Annotated in this window: 12 protein-coding genes; 8 read left to right on the plus strand and 4 right to left on the minus strand. The window is 37.0% G+C overall.

Annotation, left to right across the window (positions count from 1 at the left end; all coding sequences use genetic code 11):
- The first annotated feature begins 189 nt into the window (after window positions 1–189).
- Entirely contained in the window at window positions 190–705 is a 516-nt protein-coding gene (locus R2R71_RS08305; protein ID WP_316830800.1) for a DinB family protein, read from the plus strand.
- Window positions 706–748: 43 nt separating this feature from the next.
- Here R2R71_RS08305 and R2R71_RS08310 read toward each other — a convergent pair whose 3' ends face one another.
- Window positions 749–1,351: an FMN-dependent NADH-azoreductase gene (locus R2R71_RS08310; RefSeq protein ID WP_316830801.1), complete on the minus strand. Its 603-nt coding sequence runs from the start codon at window positions 1,349–1,351 to the stop codon at window positions 749–751.
- Window positions 1,352–1,459: 108 nt separating this feature from the next.
- Here R2R71_RS08310 and R2R71_RS08315 point away from each other — a divergent pair, with 108 nt between their 5' ends.
- The 7 genes from R2R71_RS08315 to gldN all read left to right on the plus strand — a co-directional run bounded on the left by R2R71_RS08315 (window position 1,460) and on the right by gldN (window position 8,630).
- Window positions 1,460–1,837, plus strand: a complete 378-nt coding sequence (locus tag R2R71_RS08315; RefSeq protein ID WP_316830802.1) for a helix-turn-helix domain-containing protein — start codon at window positions 1,460–1,462, stop codon at window positions 1,835–1,837.
- Window positions 1,838–1,980: 143 nt separating this feature from the next.
- Window positions 1,981–2,931 carry a DUF4271 domain-containing protein gene (locus R2R71_RS08320; protein WP_316831000.1) on the plus strand — a complete coding sequence of 317 codons (951 nt, stop codon included), beginning with the start codon at window positions 1,981–1,983 and terminating at the stop codon, window positions 2,929–2,931.
- A gap of 14 nt (window positions 2,932–2,945) precedes the next feature.
- On the plus strand, window positions 2,946–3,716 hold the full coding sequence (locus tag R2R71_RS08325) for a uroporphyrinogen-III synthase (RefSeq protein WP_316830803.1): 771 nt from the start codon (window positions 2,946–2,948) through the stop codon (window positions 3,714–3,716).
- A 223-nt stretch (window positions 3,717–3,939) separates the two neighbouring features.
- Window positions 3,940–5,268 (plus strand): SUMF1/EgtB/PvdO family nonheme iron enzyme, encoded by a 1,329-nt coding sequence (locus R2R71_RS08330; protein ID WP_316830804.1) that lies wholly within the window; start codon window positions 3,940–3,942, stop codon window positions 5,266–5,268.
- Between the two features lie 54 nt (window positions 5,269–5,322).
- Window positions 5,323–6,129: a gliding motility protein GldL gene (gldL, locus tag R2R71_RS08335; RefSeq protein WP_316830805.1), complete on the plus strand. Its 807-nt coding sequence runs from the start codon at window positions 5,323–5,325 to the stop codon at window positions 6,127–6,129.
- Between the two features lie 40 nt (window positions 6,130–6,169).
- On the plus strand, window positions 6,170–7,705 hold the full coding sequence (gldM, locus tag R2R71_RS08340) for a gliding motility protein GldM (RefSeq protein ID WP_316830806.1): 1,536 nt from the start codon (window positions 6,170–6,172) through the stop codon (window positions 7,703–7,705).
- Window positions 7,706–7,712: 7 nt separating this feature from the next.
- Window positions 7,713–8,630: a gliding motility protein GldN gene (gene gldN, locus R2R71_RS08345; protein ID WP_316830807.1), complete on the plus strand. Its 918-nt coding sequence runs from the start codon at window positions 7,713–7,715 to the stop codon at window positions 8,628–8,630.
- 66 nt (window positions 8,631–8,696) lie between these two features.
- Here gldN and uvrC read toward each other — a convergent pair whose 3' ends face one another.
- From uvrC to R2R71_RS08360, 3 genes are all read right to left on the minus strand, one after another.
- A complete protein-coding gene (uvrC, locus tag R2R71_RS08350) occupies window positions 8,697–10,499 on the minus strand; it encodes an excinuclease ABC subunit UvrC (protein ID WP_316830808.1) in 1,803 nt (600 codons plus the stop codon).
- Window positions 10,500–10,615: 116 nt separating this feature from the next.
- Window positions 10,616–12,856: a transglycosylase domain-containing protein gene (locus R2R71_RS08355; protein ID WP_316830809.1), complete on the minus strand. Its 2,241-nt coding sequence runs from the start codon at window positions 12,854–12,856 to the stop codon at window positions 10,616–10,618.
- 1 nt (window position 12,857) lies between these two features.
- On the minus strand, window positions 12,858–15,629 hold the full coding sequence (locus tag R2R71_RS08360) for a gliding motility protein (RefSeq protein WP_316830810.1): 2,772 nt from the start codon (window positions 15,627–15,629) through the stop codon (window positions 12,858–12,860).
- Window positions 15,630–15,695 lie beyond the last annotated feature (66 nt).

Below are 15,695 nucleotides of genomic sequence, written 5' to 3' on the forward strand. Positions count from 1 at the left end.
GCTGATTATGATAGAAATAGCATTAGAGTTTTTATTCGGATTGACCTCGGTAGTTGCAGCGAAGAATAATAAAAGCAGGATGAAGCCTTTATTTGTAGGTATTTTGATCTTATGGCTAATCTTGATATTCTGTTTAACTTTAATTTTTGGTTAAAATCAATATATCTTTAAAGAAAATCTGAAGATAAGATGTCGCAAAAGTTAGAAGTTTGGCAACGCGGTCCATTACCCGAAATACTTGCATTATTACAGCCTGTTGCCCACGCACTATTACAGGCAAGGGAAGAAGTAAATGAATATATGTTTGAGTTCCCAGTCGAATTGCTTTGGGTTCGTCCTGCGGGGATGGCCTCAACTGGGTTTCACTTACAACATTTAAGTGGCGTTTTAGACCGGGTTTTTACCTATGCTAGAAACGAAAAACTTTCTGAATTTCAATTTGAACAGCTCGCGGAAGAGGGTAAAGATTCAGTAAATGGTTATACCGTACAGGATTTGGTGAATCGGTTTAATAACCAGGTTGATGTTGCTTTAGCACAAATAAAAATAACCGATGAATCGACACTTGCAGATTTCAGAGGTATAGGTCGTGCCGGACTGCCATCAACAGTTATCGGATTGCTTGTTCACGCTGCCGAACATACCATGCGCCATGTAGGGCAATTGATGGTTACAGCTGCGGTAGTAAAAAATAACGGAGTTTAATTTGCGCACCAGTAATTAAGCTAATGCGCAAACACTAAGTTTATTAATCTATCACTATACTTTCAACAGCCTTAGCAAATGCAGTGTCTTTAATTCCGGGTACTTTTAATCCCTCGGCACGAAATACGGTAAGGTCGGTCATTCCTAGAAAACCTAAAAAAGCTTTTAAGTAAGGGGCCACGAAATCGTTCGCTTTGCCTGGGCCTTCTGAATAAATACCGCCTGAAGACATGGCCACATAAATTTTCTTCCCTTGTACCATGCCAACTGGTCCGTTTTCACTATATCCAAATGTTATCCCTGCCCTGGTAATGTGGTCAATCCAGGCTTTTAACGAAGAATGTATCGTGAAATTAATTAAAGGAGCGCCGATTACAATAATATCAGCCTTAAATAATTGTTTAACTAATTGATCTGATAGCTTGATAGACTCTTTTTCATTAACATTAAGCTGATCTGTTGGGATAAAAAATGTTCGAAGAACTTCCTGGCTAAGATGAGGGATTTCGATATCGACAAGGTTTAGCTCTTCAAGCGTGCTGCCAGGATATTTATGCTCAATCTCTTTAACAATGGCTTCGCCTAATTTTATGCTATAAGATGTGGCGCCCTGTATACTCGATTTTAAATGAAGGATGTGTTTCATGTTTTTAATTATTTTACAAAAGCAAAGCTAGGGCTGGTTGCTGATAAAAAGTTACTCGTTACCAAAAGGTAAGCGCTTACATTAAGGTAAGTGATTATCTTTGTTGACATGAAAGTCGTTAAAAACCAATTACTCCCGAGCAAAGCTGAATGCGGTGACTCCCTTAAAAATGTACTCGATGCTCTATATGTATTAAATGGTAAATGGAAACTGGCTTTGATTCTCTCTTTAGTACAATCTGCTAAACGCTTTAATGAAATCCAGCATGAAGTCTCCGGAATTTCTTCTAAAGTGTTGGCTAATGAGTTAAAAGACCTGGAGCTTAATGATTTTATTAAACGAAATGTTTATCCAACCACACCGGTTACTATTATTTATGAAGCGACAGATTATAGTCATACTTTAAAAAATGTTTTAGCCGAATTAAGTAGTTGGGGAGCACAACATAGAGAAAAGGTTAAGCAAAGCATGAGAAAGCAATCTTGAATGAGTTAATGGAAATTATCACACTGCATGTTTATACATATGCTAAATCCCTACTTTTCTTTAGGTAAACAATGATTATTCGACTACTTTTGCAGGATTAAGATTTGATTTAAAGCATGCCGAGATTTATTTTCATTTTATTAATGTTTTTGTTGCCTGCAAAATTTCTTGCTGCACAGCAAACTCCTGTTAAAATTGATTCCAATTCGGTTGTAAAATATCAGTACAAAAGATATAGGCCAGATTCGGCAACACTGGTTCGGCAGCAAATTGTTACCGATTCTATCATCAGACATTCTTGGGTTTTGCCTGATAGTTTGATTAATAAAAACGCTTTACTTGATAGTATTGAAAAAGAATATGTTTTTCCTGTTTTAGATTTAAATGCATGGCATAAAAAATATCAGCATTTAAAAAAGAAGGAAAACCCTTATCAGTTAGGGCATGCTATTCCAAAAGGGAATGCCTGGCTATTGGGGTTTATTTTTATTATGCTTGTTGTATTTGCGATATTAAAAAATGCGTTTTCCAAACAGCTTTCTGCAATTGTTCAGTCCTTTTTTAGCAATCGAATTCTAAACAATATCAATAAAGAAGATAATTTGTTTAGCTCTTGGCCATTTTTGCTATTGTTTATACAATTCGGATTCATTTTAGGAATGTTTTTCTTCCTTGTTGCTCAATATTATGATATGTATCAGGCTAAGGATGGTTTTAGGTTTTTCTTCAGTATTTCTGTTACAATTATTTTGTTTTATGCATTGAAATTAATTATTCTAAGATTTCTTGGATTTCTGTTTAATGTGCAAAGACCTGTAAATGAGTATATTTCGATACTTTATCTGAGTTATTTTAATGCTTCATTGCTTTTTATTCCATTAGTTGTTGCATTCGCACTGTCACCTTTAAAGTATGGTGTTGTTTATATCGCGTTGGCTATCTTGCTTTTAGTGATTATTTTTGCATTTCAATTATTAAGAGCCGGTATTACGATACTTTCTAATAATAAGTTTTCTAAAATGCATTTAATTCTGTACTTTTGCGCCCTCGAATTATGCCCTATTTTAATACTAATTAAAACGATAGGATTGTAACAGAAAAAAGGAAAATGCAAGAAAAGAACGACTCTAGAATCCGTAAAGTGAAAAGTATTTTGGTTACTTTGCCGAAGCCTGAAACAGAAAAATCTCCCTACTACGATTTAGCTAAAAAGCATAACCTTAAAGTTGATTTCAGATCTTTCATTCACGTAGAAGGTGTGCCTGCAAGGGATTTCAGAAAGGATAAAATCAATTTAGCTGATTTTACTGCAGTTATTTTTACAAGCAGAAATGCTGCCGATCACTTCTTCAGGATATGTGAGGAAATGCGTTATGATGTTCCTGCAGAATTAAAATATTTCTGTCTTTCTGAAACAATAGCATTGTATCTCCAAAAATACATACAGTATAGAAAACGTAAAATTTTCTTTGGTAAACAAACGGCTGCCGATCTTGCTGAAGTGTTAAAAAAACATGCAAACGAAAAGTTTTTATATCCATGTTCTGATGTAGCTACTGAGGATACCATGAAGTTCTTAGAAAAAAGTGGTTATAACTTTACTCCTGCGGTATTATTCAGAACGGTTGTAAGTGATCTTTCTGACCTTGCAGAAGTGTTTTATGATGTAATTGCTTTCTTTAGCCCATCAAGCATTCAATCGCTGTTTAAAAATTTTCCTGACTTTAAACAAAATAATACTCGAATTGCAGCGTTTGGAGTAAATACAAGTAAGGCTGTAACGGATATGGGCTTAATTGTTGATATTGCTGCACCTACACCAGGTGTGCCATCAATGACTATGGCTATTGAGAATTACATCAAAGTATCTAATAAGTAAGGATTCCCTCTAAATTTTATTATTAAGCGACAATAAACTGCAACTTTTTGAGTTATAGCAAGATAATGCCGCGAATTGTAACGAAAATATTAGGTTTAATATGTTAAAAAAACATTCTTATACCCTAATAAAGGTACTTTCGTGTAAAATTTTATTTTTTGTTGTTTATTTAACCCATTTTTGATACAATTGCTAATTGTGTTTTGTACACTATAATTACTATATGAAGAAAATTTACTTTCTAGCTATAATGGGCGTATCTGTATTACTCGCAAGCTGTGGTCATGGTGGCCAGGGTGAGCTTGTAGGCTCTTACAACCGAAAATTTAAAAACCAACGCATTCCGTTGGGCATGGTCTATATTCCCCCTGGGCATACGCCACTAGGTGGATCGGATGAAGATATTACGTTTTCGCAATCCGGGCCAAGCAGAATGACTACGATCCCTGCATTTTTTATGGATCAGACAGAGATTTCAAATGCAGAGTATCGCCAGTTCACCAAGTGGGTGCGTGATTCAATTGCAATTGTTATGATGGGATACCCTCAGCAATATATGATGACTCAAAAAGGTGCTGCAGCCGGAGCGCTTGGAGGTGAGAAGTATATCGACTGGAGAAAAGTAGGTAATGGATCGGGTATCTGGAGTGGAAAAGGTAAAGGTGCAAATGCCGCTAATGCAAGTCAGTTGGATAACATGTATTATTCTGGGCTTGATGCTTTACCAGGCAAAAAAGAGATTGATGTTCGTAAATTAGAATATACTTATGGCATCCTGAATTTTGATAAAGCTGCCTTGGGTCATAAGGATCCAAACAGCAAACGTCAGGATTATATAGACCGATATACCATTGCTGTTTATCCTGATACAATGGTATGGAAAACAGATTACTCTTATTCTCAAAACGACCCAATGGTTCGTGGTTATTTCAACCACCCATCTTATGATGATTATCCTGTTGTTGGTGTAAGCTGGGAACAAACCCAGGCTTTCTCTCACTGGCGTACACAACTTTATCAAGGTGTAGCTTCTGCCAGAAAAATGCCTGCTAATGCCAGGGCTGATTACAGATTACCTTCTGAGTCGGAGTTTGAGTATGCAGCAAGAGGTGGTAATACTAAAACAAAATATCCTTGGGGTGGCCCTTACATCAGAAATACTAAAGGTTGTTTACAGGCTAACTTTAAACCAGGTCGCGGAGATTATTCAAGCGACGGAGGTATATACACTGTAGGCGTACGTTCTTATTTCCCGAACGATTATGGATTATATAACATGTCGGGTAACGTTGCTGAGTGGACACAAACAGCATATAATAAATCTGCTGCTCCATTGTTACACGATTTAAGTCCGAACTTCACTTATGTTGCAGGTAAAGACGATAGCAAATATTTAAAGCGTAAAGTGGTTAAAGGTGGTTCATGGAAAGATACCGGCTATTTTCTTCAGAATGCAGTATCTACATATGAATATCAGGACCAGCAAAGATCTTATATCGGTTTCAGATGTGTATCATCATTATATGGTACAGATTTAAGAAACAAAAGCTAAACAGACCAAACAAACTAAAACTAAAAACTAAAAGAAAAACATTAACAAAATTTTATGGCAGCAAAGAAACAACCAAGTTGGTTACACGTAGCGATTTCATGGGGAGCGAGTATTGTAATTATCGGGGCATTATTTAAAATTCTGCACATCGGTGGAATTTTTGGTAACATCGCCATTGGCGTTGGACTTGGAGTAGAGGCTTTTTTATTCTTCCTGACAGGTTTCTTCCCACCTGAACCAGAACCAGCATGGGAAAGAGTGTATCCTGAATTAAGAACAGATTTTGCTGGTGAACTACCTACCGCGTCGGCCAGACCAGTTGCGGCAGTGGCTTCTCCAAATACAGCAGCTTTAGATAAAATGTTATCAGACGCTAAAGTAGGTCCTGAATTAATTGAAAGTTTAGGTAATGGTTTACGTACTTTTGGCGATAAGGTAGCTTCTATCTCGAATGTTGCAGATGCATCTTTGGCTACAAATGAATTTACAGGTAAGGTAAAAACAGCATCAGCTGGTTTCGATAATTTGAGCGCTTCTTTCGAAAAAGCCACAGCTAATTTAAAAGCAATGGGCGATAGTAATGTAGATTCTCAGGCTTATCATGATCAGGTAACTAATTTAGCTAAAAACTTATCAGCATTAAATGCGGTTTACGAATTGGAATTACAGGATTCGAGTGCACACTTGAAATCGATGAATAAATTCTATTCTAACTTATCACTTACGATGCAAAACTTTAATGAGTCGATGGAAGATTCTAAACAGTTTAAAGAAGAAGTTAATAAGTTGGCTAAAAACTTATCATCGCTAAACGCGATTTATGGTAATATGCTATCGGCTATGAACAGTCCACGCGTATAGTTTATTTAGTTTTTAATTTAAATAGAAAGCTACATAAAAAATGGCAGGCGGAAAAGAAACAACCAGGCAGCGAATGATCAATATCATGTATTTGGTATTGTTAGCTATGCTGGCCTTAAACGTATCAGATACAATATTGAATGCTTTTAAAAACATTAACGATAGTTTAGCTACTTCCCGTGATAATGTTAATTTAAGTATAAATCAACTTTTTTCAGCATTTGAAAATTCAAAGTTAAAAGAGGAACCTGCACGTGCTCAACCAATATACGAGCGTGCAAAGCAGGCCAGGGCTGTTGCTGATGACTTGAATAACTTTATTGAAGGAATTAAAAAGCAGTTTACTGAGGCTGGCGACGGCATTGATACTTTAACTGGCGATTTAAAGCGTAGAGAAAACATGGATATCGCTACTGGTATTATGATTAACCAGGGCCAGGGCGATAAATTAAAAGCGAAAATTAATGAAACCCGTCAGAAACTAATTGCTTTATTAGATCCGGCAGACAAAGGTGGAGTTTCATTTTCATTAGAAGCTAAAGACCCTATTAGAAAAGGTAAGGGTGATTGGAAAGAAGTGAACTTTGGTGAAGGAACCCCCTTAACAGCTGCAATGACTAATTTAACCAAGCTACAAGCTGATACAAAAAATGCAGAGGCTGAAGTAATTAAAAAGCTATTCGGTAACATGGATAAGGCTGTTGTTAACATTGATAAGTTTGCGGCTGTTGCAGTTGCACCAACATCATATGTTATTCAAGGGCAACCGTATACTGCTGAAGTATTTTTAACAGCAAGTGATTCAAGGTCTAATCCTGATATTACAGTTGGTGGTGGAAAATTAGCTGTTAAAGATGGTAAGGGAACTTATACAGGTAGTACAGGAAGTGTAGGTGTTTTCAAATGGGTAGGTACCGTTCGTGTGCGCCAAACTGATGGACAGATTAAAGAATATAAAACACCTGAACAAACTTATCAGGTTGCGAAACCATCTGCTAGCGTATCATCAGATAAAATGAATGTTATTTATGCTGGTATTCCGAATCCGTTTTCAGTATCGGCAGCAGGTTTTCCGCTTGAAAGTGTAAATGCAAGTGCTTCAGGTGCATCGATAAGTAAAGCCGGTGCCGGAAAATATAATGTGTTGGCAAGTGGTTCGCAAGTTGGTTCAGAAGTTTCTATCAATGTTTCTGCATCAAATGCGGGTAAAACCATTAGCCTTGGTTCACAGAAATTCCGGGTGAAAGCTATTCCTAAACCAACTGCTAAAGTTGGAGGAAGAGCTGGAGGTGACATTGCTTCTGTTCAGTTGAAAAGCGAATCGGAAATTGAAGCTGATTTAGAAGACTTCCCTTTTGATGTTAAGTTCAAAATTCAGCGTTATAAATTAACAATTATAAAACCACGTTCGGATGCGATTACCATTTCGGGTAGTGGCGGCGGATTTGCAGGACCTGTGAAGGCTGCTATAAATTCAATAACTCCGGGAACAAGAGTGTTTTTCGAAGATATCGTATCTGTTGGCCCTGATGGCCGTCAGAATGTATTGCCTTCATTAGCATTTACAGTAAAATAAGTATAAGATGAAAAGGATTTTAAGCATTGCTGTATTAGTTTTATCAACAGGATTTGTATTTGCACAAACCCCTCTTAAAAAGAAGGCTACTGCAACTACTACTACTCCTAAATCGACTGTTAGTACTGCTGCGCCAGTAGATAGCGCTAAGAAATTAACAGTAAAGAAAAAGCTGAAAGTACCACCAAGAGATGGTTTCTATGCCCGTAAAGATATTGATAGTACCGTAATGGTTCCATTAGCAGATGTACGCGAAGAGGATGTTTTCTATGCAAAACGTATCTGGAGAGAAATTGATCTTCGTGATACTGTGAACTCTTCTCTTAAATCTCCTAAATCAAGATTAATTGATGTTTTGATTGCAGCTGTAAAGTCTGAAGAACTTACCGCCTATTCGCCTTTCGATACCTTAAATAACGAAGACGATGCTTTTACAAACCCTTTAACTGCTGATACTGCACTTATGCAGGCGGCAGGAACTGTTGAGGTTACTGATTCAAAAGCGGGTACAGTAAAAACTGTTGCAAATGATCTTAATCCGGAGTCTTTCTTGAAATTCAGAATCAAAGAAGACTGGATTTTCGACGTTAAGCGTTCGATATTCGAACCACGAATTGTTGGTATTGCTCCAATGAAATTTGTGGAGTCTTCTAAGCAGTGGCAACCTGTGTTCTGGATTAATTATGACGAATTAAGACCGATTATTGCCCACAAAAGGTTAATTAATACAAATAACGATGCTTCTACTTTAAGCTTTGACGATTTTTTCATCCGTCGTTTATTTAGCAGCTATATTGTTAAGGAATCTAATCCTGGGGATAACAAGTTAAGGGATATTATTACCGATCCAAGAGAGCGGTTAATGGAATCTGAAAGAATTAAAAAATCAGTTCTTGATTACGAACAAGGACTCTGGGAATACTAACAAAAAAGGCTTCGAATTTTCGAAGCCTTTTTTGTTCATTGGAAATTTCCTGAAAAAAGAATGTGACTATTCCTTTTTAAAATAAGCTAATAAAGTATTCACCTGTTTTTTGTTCAGCACTTCACTTAATTCTTTTTCAGTTGCTTCTTTAATTTTCTTAACTGATTTAAAATGCGTTAAAAGTTTGTCGGCAGTGGTTTTTCCAATAGCAGGAATCTGCTCGAGTTCTGTTTTTAATGTTCCCTGATCTCTTTTTTTCCTGTGGAACGTAATGCCAAAACGGTGCGCTTCATCGCGAAGTTGCTGAATTACTTTAAGTGTTTCCGATTTTTTATCAAGATAAAGGGGGTAAGAATCTCCGGGATAAAATAATTCTTCCAATCTTTTGGCAATGCCGATTACTGTTACCTTCTTATCAATGCCTAAGCTCTTTAAACTCTTCATGGCCGATGAAAGCTGACCTTTACCGCCATCAATGATAATAAGTTGAGGTAATGGTTGGTTTTCTTCAAGCATACGTTTATACCTGCGGAAAACCGCTTCTTCCATTGTGGCAAAATCATTGGGCCCCTCTACAGTTTTAACATTAAAATGGCGGTAGTCTTTCTTTGATGGTTTAGCATCTTTAAAAACTACTATAGCCGAAACCGGATATTTACCCTGAAAGTTCGAGTTATCGAAACATTCGATGTGCTGTGGAAGTTGTGTTAAACGTAAATCCTTTTGCATAGTGCTTAGAATACGGTCGGTACGTAAATCGGGATTTAGTTTTTCGTACTGGTTTAACTTTTCTTTCTTAAAAAACAGTACATTCTTTTGTGATAATTCTAAAAGCTTCTTTTTCTCCCCCAATTTCGGAACGGTAAACTTTAAACTTTCATCTTCAAGAGAAGGTTCGAATGGAACAATAATCTCCTTTGATGTGCTGCTGAATTTGGTCCTGAAATCAAGCAAAGCAAGTGTTAAAATTTCATCGTCACTTTCATCAAGCTGCTTTTTTACTTCGATGGTTTGGGTCTGGATAATTGTACCGTTCATTACTTTGAGGTAATTCACAAAGGCATAGCGGTCATCCGAAGCAATGCTTACTACATCCACATTTGTAATTGCACTATTTACAACGGTCGATTTGCTTTGGTATTTTTCTAAAACCTGCAATCTTCGCGAATACTGATGGGCCAGCTCGAAATTTAGCTCTTCAGAAGCATTTTTGATTACACTTTTAACCTCACGTATAACATTCCCTATTTTACCATTCAGGATCTCTTTAATTTCGCCAATATTCTTATCATAATCACTTTCAGCCTGATATGCCTGACAAGGTCCTTTGCAATTGCCTATCTGATATTCAAGGCAAACTTTAAATTTACCTTCAGCAATATTTTTATCATTTAATGGCAAGGAACAGGTTCGTAAAGGATAAGTTTCCTTTATTAAATCTAATATGGTATGCATCATACCTATAGAACCATAAGGGCCAAAATAGGTAGAGCCATCTTTTATAACCTTTCTGGTCCAGTAAATTCTTGGGTAATGTTCATTTTTAACGATAATCCAGGGATAAGTTTTATCATCCTTTAAGTTGATATTGAACTTTGGCTGGTGCTTTTTAATTAGACTGTTCTCAAGTAGCCAGGCATCAATCTCGGTATCAACTATGGTAAATGTTATTTTCCTGATTTTGGAAACCAGAACGCGTGTTTTACCATTGAATTGATTTTTATCACTGTTGAAATAAGAGCTAACACGGTTTCGTAAATCTTTCGCTTTCCCAATGTACATTAACTTTCCATCTGCATCCCAGTATTGGTATACACCCGGTTTATGGGGAATAGCCGTTAATGCTGTTTTATGGTCGAAACTGCTCATTTAAATGCAAAATAGGGTTCGAAATTGAAAGGCTCTCTACAGGAAAACTTACAATTAATTTTGTTTTGATAATAAACCTGGCTCATCGTTAATTGATGACCAATGCATATGCTTAATTAAAAGCCTAATTTTTCATCCAGCTCGTTTGTACCTTCTTCTTGTTTCTGATATTGATTACAATCGTATACAATGGATATACCAGATTTTGGTGCTTCAAAATCGGCATGGCTTATCTTTAACTTAGGATTTGCATAAACTCTTTTTATGAAACCGGCGAAAATTGGCAGTGCTGTATTGGCACCTTCACCCTGGCTTGTGCTTAAAAAGTGGAATGCCCTATCCTCACAGCCAGTCCAAACACCGGTTACCAGCTGAGGCGTTATTGCCATGAACCAACCATCTGAATTGTTTTGGGTTGTACCGGTTTTTCCGCCAACTGGTGCATTAACTTTATACTTACCTATAAGCCTGTATCCGGTACCGCCTGTTACAACACCTTTGAGCATCCTGGTCATAACGTAAGCCACCTCTTCACTCATAACAGGTTTAGGTATTGCTTTTTGTGAGTATAAAACAACTCCGTTTTTATCTTCAATTCTAAGCAAATAAACGGGTTTGGTGTAAACACCTTTATTAGCAAAAGTTCCGTAAGCCCCAACCATATTGTATACTGAAGCATCGAAAGTACCTAATGCGATAGATGGATATGGCGGAACATTTGGTATCCCCATTTTGGTTGCCAGGCTCGATACGGCGACTGGCCCTACCTCTTTCATTACATAGGCCGTAACGTAGTTTTGCGAATATGCGAGTGCTTTTTGTAAAGTAATGGAACCGGCAAGTGGTGTACCCGAAGATTTCGGTGTCCATGGTTCTCCGTAACCTTCAATCGTTACCGGCACATTCGGAACAGTTAAACATGGCGAAATGCCATTTTCTACTGCCACAGTGTAGGTAAATGGTTTGGCTGTTGAACCAACCTGACGTGTTCCCATTTTAACCTGATCGTATTTAAAATGCTCGTAATTGATGCCACCAACCCATGCCTTAACATAACCTGTTGTTGGGTCCATACTCATCATCGCATTACGTAAGAGCATTTTATAATAACGAACCGAATCAATTGGCTTCATCGTGGTATCTAAATTTCCTTTCCACGTAAAAATAGTCAGGTCAGTCGGGGTATTGAATTCAGTAGTAATTTCTTCATCGGTTTTGCCCTCCAGCTTGGCTGCCTTATATCGGTCAGATCGTTTTATGCCCTGCTCAATTTGTAAAGCTTTATCTTTGAATGGGTTTCTGCCTTTCCAGCTCTTGATAAATTGCTCCTGAAGTACTTTCATGTATTCCTTTTGGGCATCCTCAGCATATTGCTGCATATCATAATTAAGCGTTGTATAAATTTTTAAACCATCACGATCGAGGTCATAAGGTGTTCCATCGGGTTTGGTAATACCTTGTTCTTCAAAAATGCCTTTGATATCATTTTTTAGCACCGACCTGAAATAAGGTGCAATGCCATCATTTACTGTAGCTGCATTAAAATGAAGGTTTAAATCCGTTCCTTTCTCTTCATCAAATTGTTGTTGTGTTAAGAAATCAGACTTAACCATCATCGACATTACGGTATTTCTTCGTGCCTTTGAACGCTCAGGGTTGCGGGTAGGCGAGTACATGGTAATTCCCTTCTGCATTCCTACAAGTGTAGCTGCTTGCGGTACAGTAAGTTTATCGGGTGTTGTATTAAAATAAACCCTGGCTGCCGATTTAATCCCATAGGCCTGATTACCGAAATCAACTGTATTTAAATACATTGTTATGATTTCTTCCTTGGTATAATTTCTTTCGAGTTTTACCGCAACAACCCACTCTTTAAACTTTTGCATAACACGTTTAAAAAAGTTGCGCTCTCTGCCTTCTTCTGAAAAAAGGTTTAAGGCGAGTTGCTGCGTAATGGTACTGCCTCCCTGCTTTCTACCGATTAAATTATACCCAATGATGGTAAAAGTACGCTGAAAATCAATGCCCGAATGTTCTTTAAAACGAGTATCTTCTGTAGCAATAAGGGCATTAATTACGTTAGGCGAGATTTCTTTATAACTAACGTTAGAACGGTTTTGTACGAAATAAGTCCCAAGCGTTCTGCCATCTTCTGCTATAATTTCAGATGCCTGGTTACTCTTAGGGTGTTCAATATCTCTGAAGGAGGGTAAACTTCCGAAAAGACCAAAGCCCATCATGGAAATAAAAATGGCGAATATTGCAATGCCACCAATAACTATTTTCCAGATTCGAAGGTTGTACCTTTTAATATCGGCTGCTGAAAGGGATTTATTCGCAGAAAGAGATTTATTCATTTTAATAATTGTTTTTGTAAAACTCCAGATATTCGTTAATCCGAATTCTATCTGTTAGTTTTTCGAAATTTTCTTTACTGATGATGAAGCTTTTGTATTTGTTTAAAGGCACTTTCATTATGTTCTTCAATTGGCCTTTAATACTTTCTTCGTAGATTTTGGCATCTTCCAGATCAACAAAACTGGTTACATAAATAAGCTGGTCATCATCTAACTCTACCAATTTATGGGCCAAATCGTTGTCAGGATAATTCCCACGGTTAAACTGACCAATTCCAAACCTGGAAGAGCTCAAAGTTAAGGAAGCATCTGCAACATCTATAACATAATAGTAAGTATTTGAAGTTGCAGTACTAAATATACTGGTAATTTTTGGTGCATCTGCTTTATTTTCAGTTGGTTTTTCAACTGTTTTAGTTACCACTTCATTGGTTTTAACTGTAACAGCTGCATTAATATTTTCAATTGGTTTTGGCTTTGTATCAGCAGGTTTTGCCTGGCTTACAAACCTTGGTTCATTTGCATCAAAATAGATAAGCGCAACGGGCCTTTGTTTAAACTCTTCTAAGTTTGCCTCTATGTATTTTAAATGATCTCTTACGAGTGGTGTAATAATTAAATCGTTGGGATAAAGTGTTGTGATCAGGTTAAATTCCGTTAAAAGCGCATCAACTTTATTGGTTCTTCCTATCGCAATAGCCTTCAGATAGGCATATTGAGGCGCTAAGTCACTAGCTGGATAAGCGGCAATATTTTCGTTAACCTGCTTAATCACGTTGGGATAGTCTTTTTTAGCATAGGCATCAAAGGTTAAATTATAACTTTGATGGATACTGTTTTCCAATGCATCTTGCTTGGCAGAATATGATGGATCTAGAATGGTTTTAGCGAAATTTGATTCAGGAAATTTTGTTAAAACCAACTGCCTGTATTCGTTTGCTTTTCCTTCGTCGTTTCCTTTATAGTTCAGGTACAAACTGTAATAAACTGCGGCAAGGTGATTGTTGTCGGGAAAACGTCTCAGTAGTTCGAGGTATACTTTATTTGCTTCTGCTTTATCATTTAATTCCTGCTGATAAAAACTTGCGATTTCAAAGTAGGCATCGATAATTTTTTGGTTGGATGCCGTTACCATTGCCTGACTAAGCGGTAAAGCACTTGTAAACTGCTGTTCTAACGAAGTTTGCTCTGCATTTGCCTGTGCATTCGGATCGCTAACCTGGTTAGCCGAATTTGCCACCTTTCCTCCGGCCAGTATTTGGTTTGTTTCCTGTGCGGAGCTACGAATACTCTGGCGCCAGTTGTCCTCCAAAGCCCTATTTCCCCAACGCTTTTTGAAATCATTAAAACCAGCACTTATTGCCGCATTGTTGTTAAAGTAAAAGGTATTGGTGGTTCCGCTGTTAGCTGAAACACTCACATTTTGTGTTGGGAAACCCGAATTATTTAAAGATTGTACGTTTGTGTTCGGAATACTCGAAACCTCAACCTTTGGTCTCAGGTAATCTTTTATTTTCGCCGCCCTTTCACTTTCGGGGAGCTTTGCAATGGCTTGCAATGTATCCTCTCTTGATATTAAATTATACCTGTCGGCCAGGTACTGGAGGTTCGCGGCTTTTTTTACGATGTTATCGTAATCGGGAAAATTTTTGGGTAAAATCATTACAGTGCTATCGTAATAAACTTTAGCCTTAATGTAGTTTTTGAATTCGTTAAAGTTTAAATCCGCAATGCGTAAATAAGATAGAGCTTTTTGATTTTGGTTTTTGGTGCTTTTTTGAGCCGATTTCTGATAGTTTTCTTCAGCCTTTATAAAGTTTCCTTCCTTCGAAAATAATTCACCAACCTGATAATAAATCTGGTCGGTGTAGTCAAAGTTTTTATCATCCTTTAGTAGCGCAAGCAAGGCCTTATCTTCATTTACTTTATAACCGCTAATTAATGCCTTTAGCTTAATACGTTGTAAATTCGCATGGAAATATATTTCGAAAGGCGCATTACTGTTCTCAACTTTTGTGTAATTGATAAAGGCATTCTGCAAATCATTTTCTTTTTCCTGCAACTGAGCAAGGATATACTGCCAACGGATTCTTAATTGTTTTTCGTTCGCTGTTCTTATTGCTTCCTGTAGTAATAAAATAGCTTCCTTATTTCTTTTCTGGTAGATACGCATTTGCGCCGTTGTTGCCAGTGGCTCTGGTAAGTCTTTTTTCAACTCATCTGCGGCACGCAACATGGTGTCTAAAATCTTATCAGCATATACCATATTATTTAACTCCATCTGGCTTCTGGCTTTCCAGTTCATGGCCATAATGAAAGTTTTTAAGTTGCTCTTATATGTTTTAGCCGTGTAATCGAAATATTCGGAAGCGATAAAGTAATTACCTTTTAAATAATTGGCTTTACCTAAAAGCATATAAGCGTCATCAATATAATTGCTGAAGCTCTTTTCATTAATAATGGTCTGGCCTTTAAAAATTACTTCATCTAAAGATTTGTTGGGCACATCTGGCGATAATGTTAAGTTTACCTGCGGCTCTGGATCTAAGTAAACCGGTAGAATTTTCTCATAATTATCAGAATAAGTTTGTAACAAACCCTCGTTATATTCTGTTAGAAGAACATTTGAGTTATAGATATAGTTATACCTTGCCGTTAGATTTTGCATCTTACGGTCAACGGCAGTATCTTTATTGGCAACACAGCCATATATAAAGAAAGCACTGAAAAATAATACTAAAAGATGTAAGGTTTTGCCGGCGTATTTTTTCAACTATAAAAATTGCGTTAGTTATATCCAATTAACAAAATTTGGGTAAAAATATTTTACCCAGAACAA

Origin of the sequence: Pedobacter aquatilis (genome assembly GCF_032678405.1) — a bacterium.
Taxonomy (GTDB): domain Bacteria; phylum Bacteroidota; class Bacteroidia; order Sphingobacteriales; family Sphingobacteriaceae; genus Pedobacter; species Pedobacter aquatilis_A.